This window comes from Rheinheimera sp. MM224 (assembly GCF_947090785.1).
Lineage (GTDB): Bacteria > Pseudomonadota > Gammaproteobacteria > Enterobacterales > Alteromonadaceae > Pararheinheimera.
In genome coordinates, this window is the sequence record NZ_OX352320.1 from 2,311,686 (window position 1) to 2,329,551 (window position 17,866).

Here is a 17,866-nt window from a genome sequence, read left to right on the forward strand (position 1 = left end):
TTCCGCACAAAGCAAAATAAGCTCTGTCACCAAATCCGCACAAGGTGTTGATTAGTCTTCGTTTTTATCCAGAAAATCGCGGCGGGTCAGCTGGTATTTTGCCATTTTGTCGTACAAGGTCTTGCGGGGCAAATCCAGCTCTGTCATCACAGCTTTAATCGCGCCTTTGTGCTGGTTTAACGCCTCTTCGAGCAGCATTTTTTCATAATACTCAACCCGCTGTTGCAAACTCATGTTGCCTGTGATGCCATGCTCAGCTTTATGTGGCTGTTGGCTAAAGGCAATTTCGGCACCCATCAACACATAACGCTCGGCCATATTCCGCAGCTCACGCACATTGCCAGGCCATTGGTGCTGCGCTAATTGCTGCAACTCTACGTTTTGTAATGGAATATATTCTTTATGAAAACGCGCCGCAGCTATGCGGGCAAAATGCGAAAATAATAGAAACACATCGTCTTTGCGCTGACGTAAGGCTGGCAGGTGTAAATCCACTAAAGACAAGCGGTAATACAAGTCGCTTCGAAACTCGCCTGTGGCTGCCAGTTGTTTTAAGTCTGCTTTACTGGCCGCTATCACCCTTATATCAAGGTCTATCGCCTGGTTTGAACCCAAGCGGGTGACTTTACGTTCTTCCAGTACCCGTAGCAGTTTGACCTGCAAAGACAGAGGCGTACTTTCTATTTCATCCAGCAGCAAAGTTCCACCGTTGGCAAATTCAAACTTGCCAATGCGCTTTTTATCCGCACCGGTAAAAGCACCGGCTTCAGCACCAAACAGCTCACTTTCAATCAACTGATCCGGAATTGCACCACAGTTGATGGCGACAAAATTGTGTTGACGTCTGTCGCTTTGTTCATGCAGATAACGCGCGACCAGTTCTTTTCCGGTGCCGGTTTCACCATAAATCAGCACGTCAGCAGGAGCATTGATCACCGCATCCAAAGTGCGACGCAGCTGCTGCATAGCCGGACTTTGCCCTAAGATCCGTAAACCTGGTTGCTGTTCCCGTTCGACTGCTGCTTTTAACTGACGGTTTTCCAGTACTAAATGACGTTTCTCCAAAGCACGGCGGCTGACCTCCACCAGGTGATCGTTATCAAAGGGTTTTTCCAGAAAATCATAGGCGCCTTGTTGCATCGCTTTCACCGCAAGGGATACAGCGCCATAACCTGTCAGCATTACGACCGGGATTTCGGCGTCAATGGTATGAATTTTCTGCAGCAATTCCAGACCGTTTAAAGCAGGCATATGCATATCGGTAATGACGATGCCGCTGAATCTTGTATTGATGCGACTTAAGACTTCACCTGGGTTGGCTGTGGTGACACAAGGCAAATCTTCCAGTTTAAACAGCTGACCGACTGCGCTTCGAATATCGGCTTCATCGTCAATAAAAATAATAGCTGGAAGCTGCTGCTCTATGTTTGTCATTTAAGACCCCGTTGTCGCTATCAAAAGCACGATAATAAACTCAGCTCCACCTTGTGGGGCGTTACGCACCTCAAGCTGACCACCAAAAGATTGCACTATACGTTGGGAGATGGAAAGGCCTAAACCGAGACCGTCCCGTTGTTTGGTGCTAAAAAAAGCCTCAAATATGCGTTCTAAATGATGAGGCTCTATACCAGGGCCCTGATCACGGATATGAATGCTGACCTGTTGTGCTTGTGTTCTGACCGCAATATGAAAGGCTGCATCTGCTTGTCCTGCCATGGCCTGCACGCCATTGGTCAGAATATTCACCAGCACTTGCTCCAGCTGAATGCTGTCTGCCAGAACCAAAGGGGACTGTTCAGGCAGTTGCAGTCGCACTTTTACGCCTTGTTGCTGACACTGGTGTTTCACTATACCCAGCGCGTCCAGCACGAGTTTATTAACCTGCACCAGCTGGTTTTTGCCAGAGCTTTTACGGCTGAAATCTTTAAACTGTGCCACTATCACACTTAAGCGTTGCATCAATTGCCGCATGGCCTGGATATTTGTCTTGGCGTCATCCAGATAACCTTTGTCGATCAGCTTTTCTGTGGTTTGAGCGTAGCTTTGCAACGCCGTCAGCGGCTGATTTAATTCATGATTCAGTGAAGCAGACAAAGCGCCTATAGTGGCGAGTTTAGCCGTTTGTACCAGATGCTGTTCGGTTTGGGCCAGCTCGGTTTCAGTTTGCTCACGTCGCTCAATCTGACGTATGAGCTGCCTGTTGGTTTCTGCCAAATCTTTAGTACGGGCTATCACCCTTTGTTCCAGTTGCTGATTATGTTGCAGTAACTGTAGATGACGTTTTTTTCGTTCGCGCCGCACCCAAATCGCCAGTAAGGCAGAGCTGTAGACTAACGTCACCAGCAACAAGGCTGACCACAATGCTGATTGTTGTGGGGCAGGAGAGGCCAATACTGTTAAGGTCCAGCCAAATTCAGGCAAAGTCCGCTGGTAGGGTAAAAAACTCAGGATTTTATTTTCAATAGGTAAACGCCACAGCGGGTAAGCGGGTGCAAGCAAGGCGGAACCCACTGCATAGTGCATAGGTTCTATCGCCTGAGTGATGTAACGTTGTTGCTCTGATGCACTTAGAGGCTTGCCGGTCAAGCTGGTTAAACGCCACTGTGGCACATCAGACAAAAACACCTCATCGCTTTGCCCCGTCACCATAAAATGGCTGTCCGCTAAACCTGCGATTTGTTGCTGATGCTGCTCTATGGGCTCCAAATCCACTTTGGCTACCATCACAGCCTGGATCTGTCCTTTGATACGAACAGGCACGCTGTAGTAATAACCCCGGCGTTCACTGGTATGGCCCAAAGCGTAATATTGCGCATCCTGACCAGCCAACGCATCCTGGACATAAGGCCTGAAACCAAAATCACGGCCCAGATAATAAATTCTTCCGTTGGCATTGGAGCTGGCTATGACTATGCCTGATGGATTCACCAGATATAAATCAGCGACATCGGCACTTCGTTGCAATTGAAATAAATATTGATTCAGCTGATCTGCACTATCCGGCAGCTCTTGTAATAACGACTGCAGCAAGCCTGAATTCGCGATCTGCTTTGGTAAGTCAGCGTAGCGGCCTATTTCATAACGAATAAATGCAGCGAGGTTGTCACTTTGATGCTGAGCTTTGACTGCAAGCTGGCGATAGTTCCAATGCTGAGCAGCAGAGGCTGCCAGTAGCAATACCAGCAGATAACCACAAAGCAGCAGGAACCAGCGCAGCTGTTTACTCATTAGCTGTGTCTTTGAGTTGTGTTGGCTTTTGGTGCTGCCAAAACCGAAGCTTCTTCCGTTTTACTGGAACTTAATAGTTTAGACTCCAACTCCGCCATTTCAGACTGAGTTAGTTCACGGTACTGACCGGCTTTTAACTCAGCCAGGCGCACATTCATAATGCGAATCCGCTTTAATTTAGTGACGTTAAAGCCTAAAAACTCCGTCATACGGCGAATTTGACGGTTCAGGCCCTGTGTCAAAATGATATTAAAGGTTTGGCGGGAAATTTGTTTAACCTGACAAGGCAAAGTAATGGTCTCAAGGATAGGCACACCAGAGGCCATCTTGCGCAGAAACTGCTCTGTAATAGGCTTGTCGACCGTAACCACATATTCTTTTTCATGCTCGTTGCCAGCACGCAGAATTTTATTAACTATGTCGCCGTCGTTGGTCAAAAATATCAGGCCTTCAGACTCTTTATCCAGACGACCTATAGGAAAAATACGTTCAGGATAGCCCATGGCGTCTATGATATTGCCTTTGACATCCAGCTCAGTAGTGCAGGTAATACCCACAGCTTTATGGTAGGCCAGATAAACCCGGCGCGGTTTGGCTTTCAGCGGCATGCCTTGCACCAGCACCTGATCCTGTTCTGAGACTTTGGTACCTAGCGTGCCCACTTGACCGTTCACAGTCACCAGACCTTGTTCAATCAGCTTATCTGCTTCACGGCGTGAACAAAAACCTGTGTCACTAATAAATTTATTTAAACGAAACAATGTAGTTTGGTCCACAGCATGACACCCGGCAGTTGAAAAAGGACGATAGTTTAGGTGCACAATGCATCAGGGGCAAGGCTGGTGTTTATTTTAGAGCAGAAAACTGGCGGGGTCTTGGCAAGGCGACCAGATCAGGTAAACTTGCTGCTCACTATTTAGAAGGGACCACTGATGTTACCTATTCAGCATTATTTCCCCAAAGCCGATGCCTTAGTTTATGGTTGCATGGGATTGGGTGGCAGTTGGGATCAACCCACCACCAGTAAAGAACAACGTGATTTATCTTTTACCGCTATAGATGCGGCTCTGGAAGCCAATATTCGCTTTTTTGATCATGCGGATATTTACACTCGCGGTAAAGCAGAAGCTGTGTTTGGTGAGTATCTTGCTGCTCATTCCGGCTTACGTGAAAAGCTGATACTACAAAGTAAATGTGCCATCCGCTTTGCCGATGCAACCGGAGTTGGGCGTTATGATTTTAGTAAAAGTTATATTGTTGAATCTGTGCACCAGTCGCTAAAACGACTGCAAACCGACTATTTAGATATTTTGTTGCTGCACAGACCGGATCAACTGATGTTGATTGACGAAGTGGCCGAAGCTTTCGCAGAGCTGAAACAACAAGGTAAAGTGAAGGCTTTTGGTGTCTCCAATTTTGGTTGGCCACAAATGCAGTTGCTGCAGTCTGTATTGCCCGATCCTTTGGTGGCGAATCAGCTGCAAATGAGCCTGAACGACTTAAACTGGCTGGAGCAAAACGTACTGACGGCTATGCCGGATGGGGCTGCTCATCATTACAGTTACGGCACAGTCGAATACTGTCAGTTACACAAAGTGCAACTGCAAGCCTGGGGCAGCCTGGCGCAAGGTCTGTTTACTGGTGGCCGAACTCCTGAAACTGCCGCCCAGCAGGCGACAGCTGCATTAGTTGCTTCGTTAGCAGCGGATTATCAAACCAGTCCTGAAGCTATAGCTCTGGCATTTTTGCTGAAACACCCCGCAGGTATTCAGCCTGTGATAGGCACAACCTCGCCAGCTCGTATTGTCGCTTGCCAGAAAGCCTTAACCGTCAACTTAAGTCGTGAACACTGGTATGCGCTTTATGTTGCTGCCAGAGGTAAGGCTTTACCTTAATCTCTTCGTGATGAAAAAAAGGGCCATCAGGCCCTTTTAAATTGGAACCAGAAACCACTACTTAGTTTCTGGCACAGACTGCAAATACTGGCTGTTTGGCTGCTTTAAAATAGTCTGCCAGGAACCGTAAGTCGGGTTGGCCAATACAAACCATTTTGCGCCCCAATAGTCCTGGTACTTGTCCACCAAGGCTGATCGTTGTTCAGGCGTAATATTTTTCTTCACGTCCGGCAGGAAATCGCCAAAGTCATCACCAATCGACATTAAAATACGGAAATCTTTGGCAGCAAGCAGTCGGCGGCTTTCTTTTTCGCTGCTCCAGCCTTTTTGTTCTGACTTTAACCAGATTTGCGAGGCGTCAATTTTTGCTATACCTACGGCTTTTAAGTTACGCAGCGTATCGGTTTTTTGTGGGCAGCTGTCATTGGAGCCAACTCGCTTTTCACACTCACGATTACTGATATATAGCACCTTCACACCAGCAGCTTCGGCTTTATTCACAAAAGAGACAGCGCCTGGTACTGCTTTGGCTGCGGCCATGGCAACCCATTGATCCCAACGTTTTGGATCATAACCCAGATTCAATAAAACGCCTTGGGCAGCTGTGGGTGAGTTATCCAGAATAGTCTCGTCTATATCAACAATAATGGCCATAGGGAGCTGCTGATAGGCAGAGTTTTGCTGTGGCAGCGCTGTCCAGTTTTTATCAGCTATAGCATGAGGCAACTGCAATGCAGCGGTCTGATACGTCTGAATGGCACTGGCTTTAAATTCGGCTGAGGTTTGATACCACAAGGTGGCGTTCATATTGTCGTGCGCATCAGCGTAGCAAGCAAAAGAGGACAGCATCAGGCCGCCCAGCAGTAAGGAAATGGATAGTTTCATTCGAGGCTCCGTGAATAAAAAATTTGCAGATGAAAAGGTTCAAATAAAAAAAGCCCCCGCACTGCGGAGGCCTTATGCTTAGGCTTTATCCGCACCGGGATCAGCTTTTGCTGCTTTGTCAGACTGCTTGTCTGAAAGGTTATTCAGTGAAATAACCTTGGTTTTACTGATCTTATGACGATAAATCTCACGCAGATAATGAATGGACTTTTTCACACTGTCGCGGGATAAACGAATGTCATTAATAGAGACAAACTTGTCTTTATTACGGATCAGCTCACGGTATTTTTTCTCGTACATTGGTTTGATCGCATACCAATTGGTATCGAGAATTTTTGCTGGATTTTCAAACTCATGCAGCATGCCGTCCAAACGCTCTTCATCGAAGTGTTCATCACGGATAAAGTCCAGCATGGCTTTGTCCAACGAATCATTAAAGCGATAGTCGTCTTTGGCGAAACAACGTTTGATAAAAGACACAATCAGCGTCAGGAAGTCGTCACTTAAACACGGACTTTTTACAATCAATGTGGTCAGCGAGATATTCGCTGAAGCGCCAATCACCAGTGCATAGCGCTTTAAGGTGGTGTTTGGGAACAAGGTGTTTAAATGGCTCTTCAGGCGATTTAAATCCATGTAAGACAGTTTGTAGTCTTTTGGCAACGAAATAATAGAGACGACTGACGAACAGTTCTTAAAGAAATGCAGGTCTTTTAAATCTTTTGGATCGTAGCCGCTTTTCACATAAGAAGCTAAAGCTTCACGGTAACGACCAGACTCTATAGGTAATAAACTGATGCCTTCAATGGCCTGTGTCACTTTGTTAAAGTGGGGCAGGTCAATTGAGCGGAAAAACAGATCGTCAATGTTCAAACCACTGTTACTGTTTTTATCAAATAGTTTCAGTTTATCCACAGCTGCAGGAGTGCTTGGGATCACAGATTCAGCATAAGCGACGGCAACGGGGCCTGCCAGACTCATAAACAAGTCGTTGGCGTCTAAACGTATGGTTTCACCAATGTCGATACCGGCACGGCGGAAATAGTTTTCGTCGTAATCTGTGGTCACAGCCTGAGCTGTTAGGATGTTGAAAATCTGCTGAGAAATATACTGGTTGGCATATTTTTCCATCGCATTCACATCAATATGCTGAATTTCACCATCATCGGTTTCTTCGGCATACCGCATAATGTCGTTAGAAATCAGCATCATCGCGTTCCACGGACGGATGCGGTGCATCACACTGGATTCGTCGCTGTCTTCATTTTCCAGGTTGTAAGAGAAATCCCATTCTTCAGCCAGATACTTACATAACAAACGACCTGAGTTGATATGCAGAGCTTCTGACATCTCCACGCCATGGTCGGTAATATTCGGCAGAATACAGATACCGCTGGTGAATATAGGTTCAAATACAAAAGAGTGACCAGCGTTGGCTTCATTTTCCATTTCTGGTCTGGTGTCGAAGGTTTTGGCCATATAAGCGTATTGCTGAGCCAGGCCGAATTCTGAGGCCATACCAGAACCTGTACCACCACCGGCGCTGAAAATATAGAAATACAAACGAGATTGGTTGGCTTTGATGCCACAGGAGTCAATCAGGTAAGAGTGAATGAATTTCCAATCCGGATTGGAAAACTTCTGCGTATCTTTGTTCAGAATGATTTTTGCTAAATACTGACCCAGAATCGGAGCGTTACCTGCACCACCGGCATGGACTTCGGACAAGTCCATGATTTTCATTTTGTTGTAGTCTTGCAGAAAGTTAGATTTCTCACCTTTGTGGGAGAAACGAATACGGCCTTCAATGTCTTTATCCAAATCCCCCAGCATCACCAAAGGTTCAATCAGGAACACAGGTTTTACCTGATGCGATTTATCCAGGTTTAAACCTTTTTTAATCCAACGCACAGGGCGGTATTCGGTTTCTTTTTGCTGACGTTCTTCAATATTAAATTCGTTCATATAGAAACTGCGGGCGTTATATACAAGAGAAGCCACGTCCAGCGCTATGTTAGAGCCACATCGGCCTAAACCTATTAAACAGACCGAAGGAAATTGTTGCTGACGTCTGTTGGAGTCTTCGACCTCTGAAGCCGGAATAGGGAAGACACTGTTTCGTAAAGCATCCAGATTGGACAAAATCCGACTCAGATCGCGTTCAGTGAAATACATGTAGCGGCCTGAACCAAAATTCAGGTCAGCTTCAGTTTCAGTCGCAGAAAATGGACGCACTGTTAAATTGACATCATCTTTACCGGCGCTGCTTTTTATCACTTTTGTACTCATGGATGACCTTCCGGGCTATTTTTATTGTTCTTAGCTGCTATTTATTCAAGTCATAAACATAGACTTAGCTGTCTATTATTACAATTGGCATCAATAACAGTACAGCAAAATCATCGAAGAGAATTGAACTTTTTGATAATCAGGAAAATAAAACTGAAAAAGTCCGCAATTGCGCAAAAATAAATGGGATCAGAAGCTGTCGATTTTAGTTTTTTGCCTCTGATCCCATCCCCCTGACCGTTACATATTTGGCCCTACATATTCGGATAGTTTGGACCGCCAGCACCTTCAGGTGTCACCCAGGTGATGTTCTGGCGTGGGTCTTTGATATCGCAGGTTTTACAATGAATACAGTTCTGCGCATTAATTTGCAGCCGTGGCTGATTATTTTCCTCAACTATCTCGTAGACACCTGCCGGGCAATAACGCTGTGCAGGTTCATCATACAAAGCTAAGTTCACAGCCACAGGAATAGAAGCGTCAGCCAGTTTTAAATGGCAAGGCTGATCTTCTTCATGATTGGTGTTGGATAAATACACCGACGACAAACGGTCAAAGCTCAATTGATTGTCTGGTTTGGCATACGGAATTTTTGGCGCTTCGGCCGCTGTTCTTAACGTCAAATGATCAACAGTGTTATCTTTTAACGTGAAGGGCAGTTTACCGGCGAAGATATTCTGATCCAGTGTATTAAAAGCGCCACCCCAGAATGAACCAAATTTATGCATAGCAGGGCCAAAGTTGCGGCTTCTGAACAACTCATCAAATAACCAGCTTTGCTTGAAATGCTCAGCAAATTCAGTGAGATCAGCACCGGTTTTGTCGTGCTGCAACGCCGCAAAAATAGTTTCAGCAGCCAGCATGCCGGATTTCATCGCGGTATGGTTGCCTTTAATTTTGGCAAAGTTCAGTGTGCCCGCATCGCAACCGACCAAAACACCACCAGGGAAGGTCATTTTAGGCAAGCTATTCAGGCCACCTTTAGCAATAGCGCGTGCGCCATAAGATACACGTTTTCCGCCTTGCAGGTACTGTTTAATGACAGGATGCTGTTTGTAACGTTGAAACTCTTCAAAAGGACTCAGATGTGGATTGCTGTAGTTCAAATCAACGATTAAACCGACCACAATCTGCTGGCTTTCGGCGTGATACAAATAACCGCCACCGCTGGTATCTTGTTGCAATGGCCAGCCAGCGCTGTGCACCACTAAGCCTTGTTGATGCTGCTCTGCCGGCACATCCCAGATTTCTTTAAAACCCAGTGCATAATGTTGAGGAGAACAGTCTTTATCCAGCTCAAAACGTGCAATCAGCTCTTTACCTAAATGGCCACGGCAGCCTTCAGCAAAGACAGTGTATTTACCACGAAGCTCCATAGCAGGGACATAGCTGTCTTTCTGACTGCCATCATGGGCAACGCCCATTTCACCCGTAATCACACCTTTGACTATGTCATCTTCAATCAGTAACTCTGCAGCAGTAAAACCAGGGAAAATTTCTACACCCAGTTGTTCGGCCTGAGTTGCTAACCAGCGGCATAAGTTGCCGATAGACACAATGTAGTTGCCTTCATTGTGCATGGTTTTTGGAACCAGAAAATTAGGCAGTTTTTGAGAGTCGGTTTCATTTTTTAACAGATAAATATGGTCATGCGTAACCGAAGCGGTCACGGGGGCCTGCATTTTTTGCCAGTCAGGGAATAATTCATTCAAAGCGCGGGGTTCAAATACAGCGCCGGATAAAATATGGGCGCCAACTTCAGAGCCTTTTTCGACAACACATAAGCTTATTTCAGTGCCCGCTGTTTTGGCCTGTTGAGCTAAGCGGATAGCTGTTGATAAGCCCGCAGGGCCCGCACCAACTATCACTACATCAAATTCCATCGACTCACGTTCAACCACAACAACCTCAACTTATCCATCTTTTTTGTCTGGCTTTTTGCCTTGTTCTGCTGATGGATGATTATCTTGACATAAAATTCATAACTTCTGCTGTTTGCTAGGGTATTTCAGGTTGACGTTAACGTCAACAGTAAGTAGATTGATGACCTGGAAAGAATCAGCTTTACCTTAACGTCAACTTAGTGCTGAGTATAGCGGCCGAATGGGGTTTTTATGAAGATTTTAGTACCGGTCAAGCGGGTCATAGATTACAACGTCAAAGTACGGGTAAAGGCCGATCAAAGCGGTGTGGATTTAGCTAACGTAAAAATGGCATTAAATCCGTTTTGTGAAATTGCGGTAGAAGAAGCGGTGCGTTTAAAAGAAGCTGGCATTGCAACAGAAGTGGTGGTGGTTTCTATTGGTCCAGCTGCAGTGCAGGAGCAACTGCGTACCGCTTTAGCCTTAGGCGCCGATCGTGCATTGCAGATTGATACCGAATTGAGTTTAGATTCGCTGCAAGTGGCAAAATTATTAAGCAAAGTTGTGGCTGACGAGCAGCCGCAATTGGTGATTTTAGGTAAACAAGCCATAGACTCAGATAACAACCAGACAGGCCAGATGCTGGCTGCATTAACTGGTATGGGTCAGGGCACTTTTGCGTCGAAAGTCGTAGTGGCCGATGGCAAAGTAAAAGTAACCCGCGAAATAGACGGCGGTTTACAGCAAGTGGAATTGAGCTTACCTGCAGTAGTATCGACAGACTTGCGCTTAAACGAGCCACGTTATGCGTCACTGCCTAACATTATGAAGGCTAAGAAAAAACCTTTGGATGTGAAAGCGGCCGACAGCTACGGTGTGAACTTAAGTTCTAACGTGACTACCGTCAAAGTAACAGCCCCTGCAAGTCGCAAAGCTGGTGTAGTTGTCAGCTCTGTGGATGAGTTAGTTGCCAAATTAAAACAAGAAGCGAAGGTGATCTGATGGCCATTTTAGTTATTGCAGAACACAACAATCAGAGCCTGAAGGCTGATACTCATAAAGCAGTAAAAGCAGCCAGCCAAATTGGCGGCGATATCCATTTGTTAGTGGCAGGTTTTAACTCTGCAGCTGCCGCAGCAGAAGCTGCCACTTTGGCGGGTGTGAGCAAGGTATTGCATGCGGATGCAGCAGCTTATCAGCACCAACTGGCTGAAAATATCAGTTTGCTGGTAACAGAACTGGCGAAGGATTATCAGCATGTAGTAGCCAGCGCGACGACTAACGGTAAAAACTTTCTACCCCGGGTCGCCGCTTTATTAGACGTCGCACAAATTTCAGATGTCATAGCCATTGAAAGTGCCGATACCTTTGTGCGTCCTGTGTACGCTGGTAATGCGATAGCAACTGTAAAAAGCAGCGATGCTATTAAAGTGCTGACCGTGCGCTCTGCAGCTTTTGATGCTGTGGATACAGGCAACAACGCAGCTATTGAAAGTATCAGTGTCAGTAAAGATGCTGGCGTATCGAGTTTTGTCAGTGAAGAGCTGACGAAATCAGAGCGTCCTGAACTGACGGCAGCTAAGGTCATCATCTCTGGTGGCCGTGGTATGCAAAATGGCGAAAACTTCGCGCTATTAAACGGTATTGCTGACAAGCTAAATGCGGCTATTGGTGCGTCACGTGCTGCGGTGGACGCGGGTTTCGTGCCAAACGATATGCAGGTAGGCCAGACAGGTAAAATTGTTGCGCCAGATTTGTATATAGCTGTGGGTATTTCCGGTGCTATTCAGCATTTGGCCGGTATGAAAGACTCTAAAGTGATAGTAGCTATCAACAAAGACCCGGAAGCGCCTATTTTCCAGGTGGCGGATTACGGTCTGGTCGGCGATTTGTTTGCTATTTTGCCTGAGTTGGAAGCTAAGATTTAACTTTTACCTTCACTCTAAAGAGGGCCTGCTTTGGCCCTCTTTACTCAAGTTAATAAATTGCTTACAAATTTCTGCTGTAACTCTCTTGTCCGCTTTGAATTCGATCTCTAAGATAGGCCACTAATGCGCTGTCGCAAGGCTTTTCGCCATTTGGGTGAGCAAGCTGTTCAGGAGATAAAAAATGAAAAAAACGTTAACTCTGAGTTTGCTTGTGTTGTCATTAACAGGTTGTGCGACTGTACCAGCAGATAAAGACAATTTGGCAACGCAATTGGATGGTCCTTTAGCGCAACTGCAACTTGATACCCGCCAATTGCAGTTACGGCTGGAACGACTGACCGAAAACAAAGAATGCCAACAAGATAATCAATGTAAAGTCATAGGTGTTGGCGCACGCCCTTGTGGTGGACCGGACCAGTATTTGCTGTACTCAACACTGCATACAGATGAAAAAATGTTAAGCTACACCAACGATCGTTACCAGAAGCTAAAAAAGCAGCAAAATGAAAAGCTTGGCTTAATGTCCACTTGTCAGATGCTGATGCCTCCGGTCAGTGCTTGCATTGAAAATAAATGCGCTCTGGGTAACGCGACCCGCTGACAGACTTAATGCAGAGAGGACCATGACCCCACAATCGTTATCTATTTTATTGATCCTTGTTGCAGTGGTGATGGTCTGTTGTCTCTGGGGGTTGTTGTATTGGCGCAGGCAGTCGAACGGTTTGCAACAGCAATTGTCTTTATTACAAACCACAAGCCAGTTACAGGCTCAGCAAAGCCAGCATGATCAACAGTCGTTGCAGCAGGTTCAACAACAGCTGCAACAGGCTCAGGATGATTTTAAAGATTTAAGTTACCAGCAGCAAAAATACGCTGCAGAATTAGCCCGCAGTCAAAGCCAGTATCAGCAGGTGTCAGAACTCTGGACTGAGTTAAAACAGCAACATCACTCACAGCAGCAGGACTATATGCAGCTGCAACGCGAACACAGCGCTTTGCAAATTAGTTTAAAAGAAAAGCAGCAGCATTTTGCCGAGCAGCAGGCGTTACTACAAAACAGCAAACAACAACTCAGCCTTGAATTTCAGCAGCTTGCACAGCAAATTTTTGAAGACAAGTCGGTACGTTTCCAGGCCTCTAATCAAGAAGCGTTAAATAGCTTGCTGAATCCGTTTCGTTTGCAGTTAGACGCTTTCAAAAGCAAGGTGGAGGATATTCACCTGAAAGACAGCCAGCAACAGGCGCTGTTAAATCACGAACTGCAGCATTTAAAAATCCTCAATCAGCAGATCACCGAAGAAGCCCATCAACTGGCTGTGGCATTAAAAGGCCAGAAAAAAACTCAAGGCAACTGGGGCGAATTGGTACTTGAAAATGTGCTGGAGCGTTCAGGTTTAAGAGCAGGTCAGGATTACCAGCGCGAGTTTTCAGTCACCCTGGAAGATGGCAATAAACTGCGGCCTGATTTAGTGGTGTTTTTACCCCAGGGTAAACATTTGATTATTGATGCCAAAGTATCCTTAAATGCCTATAGCCGTTATATCAATTCAGAAGACGATACAGAGCGTAAACTGGCGCTGCAGGAGCATGTAGCTTCGATGGCGGCCCGAATTAAAGAGCTGTCTGACCGTAATTACCACAAGTTACCGGGCCTGAATTCACCCGATCTGGTATTTATGTTTGTGCCTATTGAGTCGGCTTTTGTTGAAGCGCTAAAAGCCGATGAGACTTTGTTTCAGCAAGCGCTGAATCAGAATGTTTTGGTGGCGACACCAACCACGTTATTAACCAGCTTGAATATAGTGCGGCAGTTGTGGCGCTACGAAGAGCAGCATAAACACACGGCTGAACTGGCCAAACGTGCTGATGCGGTATTTAACAAACTCCGCACCTTTCTGACCACCTTTTTAAGAGTGAAAGAGAGCTTAAACAAAGCGCAGGAAGCCTATGAAACCGCAGAAAGTCAGCTGTACAAGGGCAGGGCGAACCTGGTGAAGCAGGTTAATGAGTTTAAAGATTTAACTCCTGCTATTCAAGCTGAGCTTCCGGAGTATTTTGTCGAAAAGTCTCAGATTGAGTTTGACTCAGAACCTTTGCCAGAGACAAAACCCTCGTCGGCTCCATAAAGCACTATGGAGCTTTGAGCTGTCAGGTTTATACTAACGGCCTTTTTTGATTGCAGAGAATTTCAGTGAGTACTTCAGATTTCAGCGCCTTTATCCAACTCCTTACACAAAAGCTTGAAAACAACAGCTGGCAAAAGCTGTTGTTAAGCAGTTATCAGGGCGAGGATGCAAGCTTAGTGCGAATTGAAGTACGGCCTGTGGTGTTAAAAGATGTCGCACATTTAAGTTTTTTATACCGGCATAAAACCCGGGATATCACCAAAAACTTTGTAGTGAGTGAAGGACTGCAACAGATCCAAAATTTATTAGGCACAGATTTTAAAGCCGCTCATTTCACAGCGCTGGACAGCGAAACTCAATTGAGTGTCAGTAAAAAAGGCAAAGTGTTAAGCAGTACTAAAGCTATTAAGCAGCCTGCTGTCAGCCCAACGGCATTAACCCATGACAAAGAAAAACAACGTTTTCTTACCCTGGATCGGCCTTTTTTACAGCAGCTAGGAGTCACTGATACCCAGCAGAAGTTGGTGCCAGCCATGTCGCGTAAATGGAAGCAAATTAATAAGTTTGTCGAAGTATTCGATCGGGCTTTAAGTCAAACCGGCCTAAAACAAAAACCTGCAGTGCATATTGCCGATTTTGGTTCAGGCAAAGCCTACCTGACTTTTGCTGTGCATGATTACTTAACACATCAGTTAGGGCTTGATGCCAAAGTAACAGGAGTGGAGCTGCGTCAGGAGCTGGTGGATTTATGTAACGGTGTGGCTTGTGATTTAAATTTGCAGGGCATTGGCTTTGAGCAGGGTGATGTGAAACATTTCCAGGCCAAAGGCATAGATGTGATGATAGCGCTGCACGCCTGCGATATAGCTACGGATTACGCTATTCATATGGGCATTCGCACAGGTGCTTCAATGATTATGTGTTCACCTTGTTGCCATAAACAACTGAGGCCGCAACTCATAAGCCCGCCATTGCTGCAACCTATGCTCAAACATGGCATTCATTTAGGTGAACAAGCCGAAATGCTGACAGACAGTCTACGCGCCTTGCTTCTGGAGGCTTATGGGTATGACACTCAGGTCTTTGAATTTATCTCGCTGGAACACACCAGCAAAAATAAAATGATCCTGGCGGTTAAAAGCCAAAAGCCTAAAAGCCGCGAACAGATTCTGACCCAGGTGCAACAAATCAAAACCTTCTACGGTATACAGCAACATTGCCTGGAAGAGTTATTGTTGCAGTCTGAGTGATGCAGACTCGTGCTTCTGTCTCAAAACGGAGCGGTCAACTACAACGCAGACGCGCCGTAGATACGTCCCTGTAGGCTCCTGTCCAGCATCCCTGCTGGACAGGGTCTGCTAACGTAGTAGCCCGACTGTTTCCTGAGATCTTCGGTATCGTCACTTTGTGCTAAAAGCCGACATTGCCTGTACTACTGGGCGAATACACAGTGTTATCTGCTTTTACCAGAAACCAGGCACGCTTGGACAAACCAACAGGCACATTTATTTGTTGCTGAAGAAGGAAAAACACTCTAATTTAGATACTTAGAGTGGACCAACCTAAAAATAACAGACCAGAGAAAAGAAATAATGTGCCTGCACGCTTTGGAACTCGTCTTGCAGCACTTGACTGTAATTAATTGATTTTTATCAATAAGTTAACAATGGTGTGCCATCTGGTAGAACCAGAGAAAGCGTGCCAGCACAATATACAAATGTTAAGTGAATATGACTAATCAATTCTATAAAGGCGATATTATTCGAACGAACCCTCAAGATAATTTCTGGGGGATAGCGGTTGTATTGTCTGAAAGTGAAAAAACTTCTGAATTCCATGCATTATGCCATATCGCGATAACGCCATTGGTTTATCAACACAAGGTTGAATTCGAAGAATTAGATATTGCCAAACTTAGTGTATTGCAATTTACACGAGGAATTAGACTGACACCTGGAGAGGAGTCCTCACGAAGTGAAACATCCATAGGTGTCTATTTAAGAAAATTTAAAACTCCAGTGGATATTATCGGTAATGTTAATCCAGACTTTATTTACTCGGGTCCGCTACCATTTTCACCAGATTTCGGATTAGAAGTTAGTTGGCCTCTATGCGGTGCGGTGGCTCGTAGTCTTGGTATGGAGGCCCTCATCACCTGGCGCAGAATTTACGATAACGAGAACTTTCAAAAAGAAATTGAAGAATCAAAGCGTAAGCATGAGGCACTGATGTTGAAAATTAAAGAAGAAGAGCGTGAAAAAAGAAAAAATTCAAAGCTTAGAAAGCCATCAAAACCCACTTAACAAGGCGTTGCAGCATCACTCCGGCACTTCGTGCCTCCGTTGGACAGTTTTTAAGTTGCGATTTTGTGGTTTTGCTACGCAAAAGTATTCCACAAAACCACAACTTAAAAATTGCCGCTGAACTTGGCGTTATGTGGCCTTATGAGAATCCGTCATGTTGAACCCTTTCGGCACTAAAGCTAAATTGTTGCGAGAAGTAGAAGGACTTTGTCTCTTCAATGACAAGGGCTGGGGTGGAGACGCAAGCTCTCCTGAAGCAATAGAATCTGAAAGAAATAAAAGATTAGCCAAGATTCAGGATTTAATATCAAGATTAAATGATTCGTCACTTCCACAAAGCTTTATTGCAGGAGTAGAAAGTGGAAAGATATGCAATGAACTTGAAGGTAAATATTACGAGTCATTAAAAGCTTATTTCAAAGGGAGTGGTAATAATGCCACATAACAAGGCCAGGCACGTTCGCTTCGCTCGGACTCGCTGCTGCGCAGCTCGCCCGTGCTGGCAACGTTATGTGTCGATCAGGATTGGTGCATGGAAATAGACTACGAGAAAATTGGTAGTAAAGAAGAGCTGATTTCCCTTATAGGTAGACTTTGTGCTGAAGATACTTCTAATTGGGAAAATGTATCTACAGTATCGTTCCTTGAAGCGATGGCTGCTTGGTTGGAAAGCTCAGGTAATCTTTACAAAAACCTCAAACTAGACACAGATTCAGAGGTTGCTAGCTGGCAAATATTTGCTGATGCAATTCAGGCTGCAACTATCTATGAATAATCAACAACACATAACAAGCAAAGGCAGCATCGCCCCTGCGGGGCTGGACCTCGCTGCGCTCGGCCGCTGCTTTGGGCGTTATATGCCTAGAGGAAAATATGCGTAGAATTCTAATCTTATTATTGCTTTTTCCTGTATCTGTTATGGCTCAGAAAGTAAAAACAGATATGTTCACAATTGAGCTGCCAGACCATTTACAGATACAAACCAATAAGGTGAATAGAGTTCTCGCATTTGGTAAAAGCAATAGCCCATTTATTAATATCGAGTTCGGGCAAGGTGTTAAGGAACAATACTCTCAAATCGTTGACCGAGTGAATGAAACAATAAAACCAATGGGAAGTCAGCTTTCAGCTGTTAAATGTGGTGAAAATTGTGAAGCTATGTATGCAGAAGCTCAGACTGAAATAGAAAATACAGTTGCCTATTCATATTTTTACTTAGTCAAAAGTAAACATCACAGCTTTATTATTTCTGTTGCTTCAAAAGAGCCCATTCTTGATGGTGAGCTTCAAGCCAAAATCATAGGTAATAAAATTTTGCAATCAGGCATATAACAAGCAAAGGCACCGGAC

General features: G+C 45.2%; 16 protein-coding genes. 10 read left to right on the top strand and 6 right to left on the bottom strand.

The features are described 5' to 3' along the window. Nucleotides 1–51: 51 nt before the first annotated feature. From OM978_RS10900 to OM978_RS10910, 3 genes are read right to left on the bottom strand one after another with little or no spacing between them, the layout of a single operon-like run. Nucleotides 52–1,434, bottom strand: a complete 1,383-nt coding sequence (locus OM978_RS10900) for a sigma-54-dependent transcriptional regulator (protein WP_264346898.1) — start codon at nucleotides 1,432–1,434, stop codon at nucleotides 52–54. Next, the gene (locus OM978_RS10905) at nucleotides 1,435–3,228 is read right to left on the bottom strand and encodes a sensor histidine kinase (protein ID WP_264346899.1); all 1,794 of its coding nucleotides are present in this window, start codon (nucleotides 3,226–3,228) and stop codon (nucleotides 1,435–1,437) included. Continuing rightward, the gene (locus tag OM978_RS10910) at nucleotides 3,228–4,004 is read right to left on the bottom strand and encodes a pseudouridine synthase (protein ID WP_264346900.1); all 777 of its coding nucleotides are present in this window, start codon (nucleotides 4,002–4,004) and stop codon (nucleotides 3,228–3,230) included. Before OM978_RS10910 ends, OM978_RS10905 begins: the two co-directional genes overlap by 1 nt. Nucleotides 4,005–4,160: 156 nt before the next feature. Between OM978_RS10910 and OM978_RS10915 the strand changes: the two genes are divergently transcribed. Beyond that, nucleotides 4,161–5,123, top strand: a complete 963-nt coding sequence (locus OM978_RS10915) for an aldo/keto reductase (protein WP_264346901.1) — start codon at nucleotides 4,161–4,163, stop codon at nucleotides 5,121–5,123. Nucleotides 5,124–5,180: 57 nt separating this feature from the next. On the opposite strand, the gene OM978_RS10920 is transcribed toward OM978_RS10915, so the two are convergent. From OM978_RS10920 to OM978_RS10930, 3 genes are all read right to left on the bottom strand, one after another. Then, on the bottom strand, nucleotides 5,181–6,008 hold the full coding sequence (locus OM978_RS10920; RefSeq protein ID WP_264346902.1) for a 5'-nucleotidase, lipoprotein e(P4) family: 828 nt from the start codon (nucleotides 6,006–6,008) through the stop codon (nucleotides 5,181–5,183). Between the two features lie 78 nt (nucleotides 6,009–6,086). Beyond that, a complete protein-coding gene (locus OM978_RS10925) occupies nucleotides 6,087–8,183 on the bottom strand; it encodes a hypothetical protein (RefSeq protein WP_264346936.1) in 2,097 nt (698 codons plus the stop codon). A 368-nt stretch (nucleotides 8,184–8,551) separates the two neighbouring features. Then, nucleotides 8,552–10,180 (bottom strand): electron transfer flavoprotein-ubiquinone oxidoreductase, encoded by a 1,629-nt coding sequence (locus tag OM978_RS10930; protein WP_264346937.1) that lies wholly within the window; start codon nucleotides 10,178–10,180, stop codon nucleotides 8,552–8,554. 231 nt (nucleotides 10,181–10,411) lie between these two features. Here OM978_RS10930 and OM978_RS10935 point away from each other — a divergent pair, with 231 nt between their 5' ends. From OM978_RS10935 to OM978_RS10975, 9 genes are all read left to right on the top strand, one after another. Next, entirely contained in the window at nucleotides 10,412–11,161 is a 750-nt protein-coding gene (locus OM978_RS10935; protein WP_264342175.1) for an electron transfer flavoprotein subunit beta/FixA family protein, read from the top strand. After that, entirely contained in the window at nucleotides 11,161–12,087 is a 927-nt protein-coding gene (locus OM978_RS10940) for an electron transfer flavoprotein subunit alpha/FixB family protein (protein WP_264342176.1), read from the top strand. The genes OM978_RS10935 and OM978_RS10940 overlap by 1 nt, the downstream gene beginning before the upstream one ends. A gap of 181 nt (nucleotides 12,088–12,268) precedes the next feature. Continuing rightward, the gene (locus OM978_RS10945; protein ID WP_264342178.1) at nucleotides 12,269–12,688 is read left to right on the top strand and encodes a hypothetical protein; all 420 of its coding nucleotides are present in this window, start codon (nucleotides 12,269–12,271) and stop codon (nucleotides 12,686–12,688) included. A 22-nt stretch (nucleotides 12,689–12,710) separates the two neighbouring features. Continuing rightward, nucleotides 12,711–14,213, top strand: coding sequence for a DNA recombination protein RmuC (gene rmuC, locus OM978_RS10950; RefSeq protein WP_264342180.1), 1,503 nt, complete (start codon nucleotides 12,711–12,713; stop codon nucleotides 14,211–14,213). A 65-nt stretch (nucleotides 14,214–14,278) separates the two neighbouring features. Beyond that, nucleotides 14,279–15,463: a class I SAM-dependent methyltransferase gene (locus tag OM978_RS10955; RefSeq protein WP_264342181.1), complete on the top strand. Its 1,185-nt coding sequence runs from the start codon at nucleotides 14,279–14,281 to the stop codon at nucleotides 15,461–15,463. 480 nt (nucleotides 15,464–15,943) lie between these two features. Then, nucleotides 15,944–16,516: a hypothetical protein gene (locus tag OM978_RS10960; protein ID WP_264342182.1), complete on the top strand. Its 573-nt coding sequence runs from the start codon at nucleotides 15,944–15,946 to the stop codon at nucleotides 16,514–16,516. Nucleotides 16,517–16,670: 154 nt separating this feature from the next. Then, nucleotides 16,671–16,961 carry a hypothetical protein gene (locus OM978_RS10965; protein ID WP_264342183.1) on the top strand — a complete coding sequence of 97 codons (291 nt, stop codon included), beginning with the start codon at nucleotides 16,671–16,673 and terminating at the stop codon, nucleotides 16,959–16,961. Between the two features lie 87 nt (nucleotides 16,962–17,048). After that, complete coding sequence (locus tag OM978_RS10970; RefSeq protein ID WP_264342184.1) at nucleotides 17,049–17,291, top strand: hypothetical protein; 243 nt, start codon at nucleotides 17,049–17,051, stop codon at nucleotides 17,289–17,291. Nucleotides 17,292–17,389: 98 nt separating this feature from the next. Beyond that, a complete protein-coding gene (locus OM978_RS10975) occupies nucleotides 17,390–17,848 on the top strand; it encodes a hypothetical protein (protein ID WP_264342186.1) in 459 nt (152 codons plus the stop codon). Nucleotides 17,849–17,866: the final 18 nt, after the last annotated feature.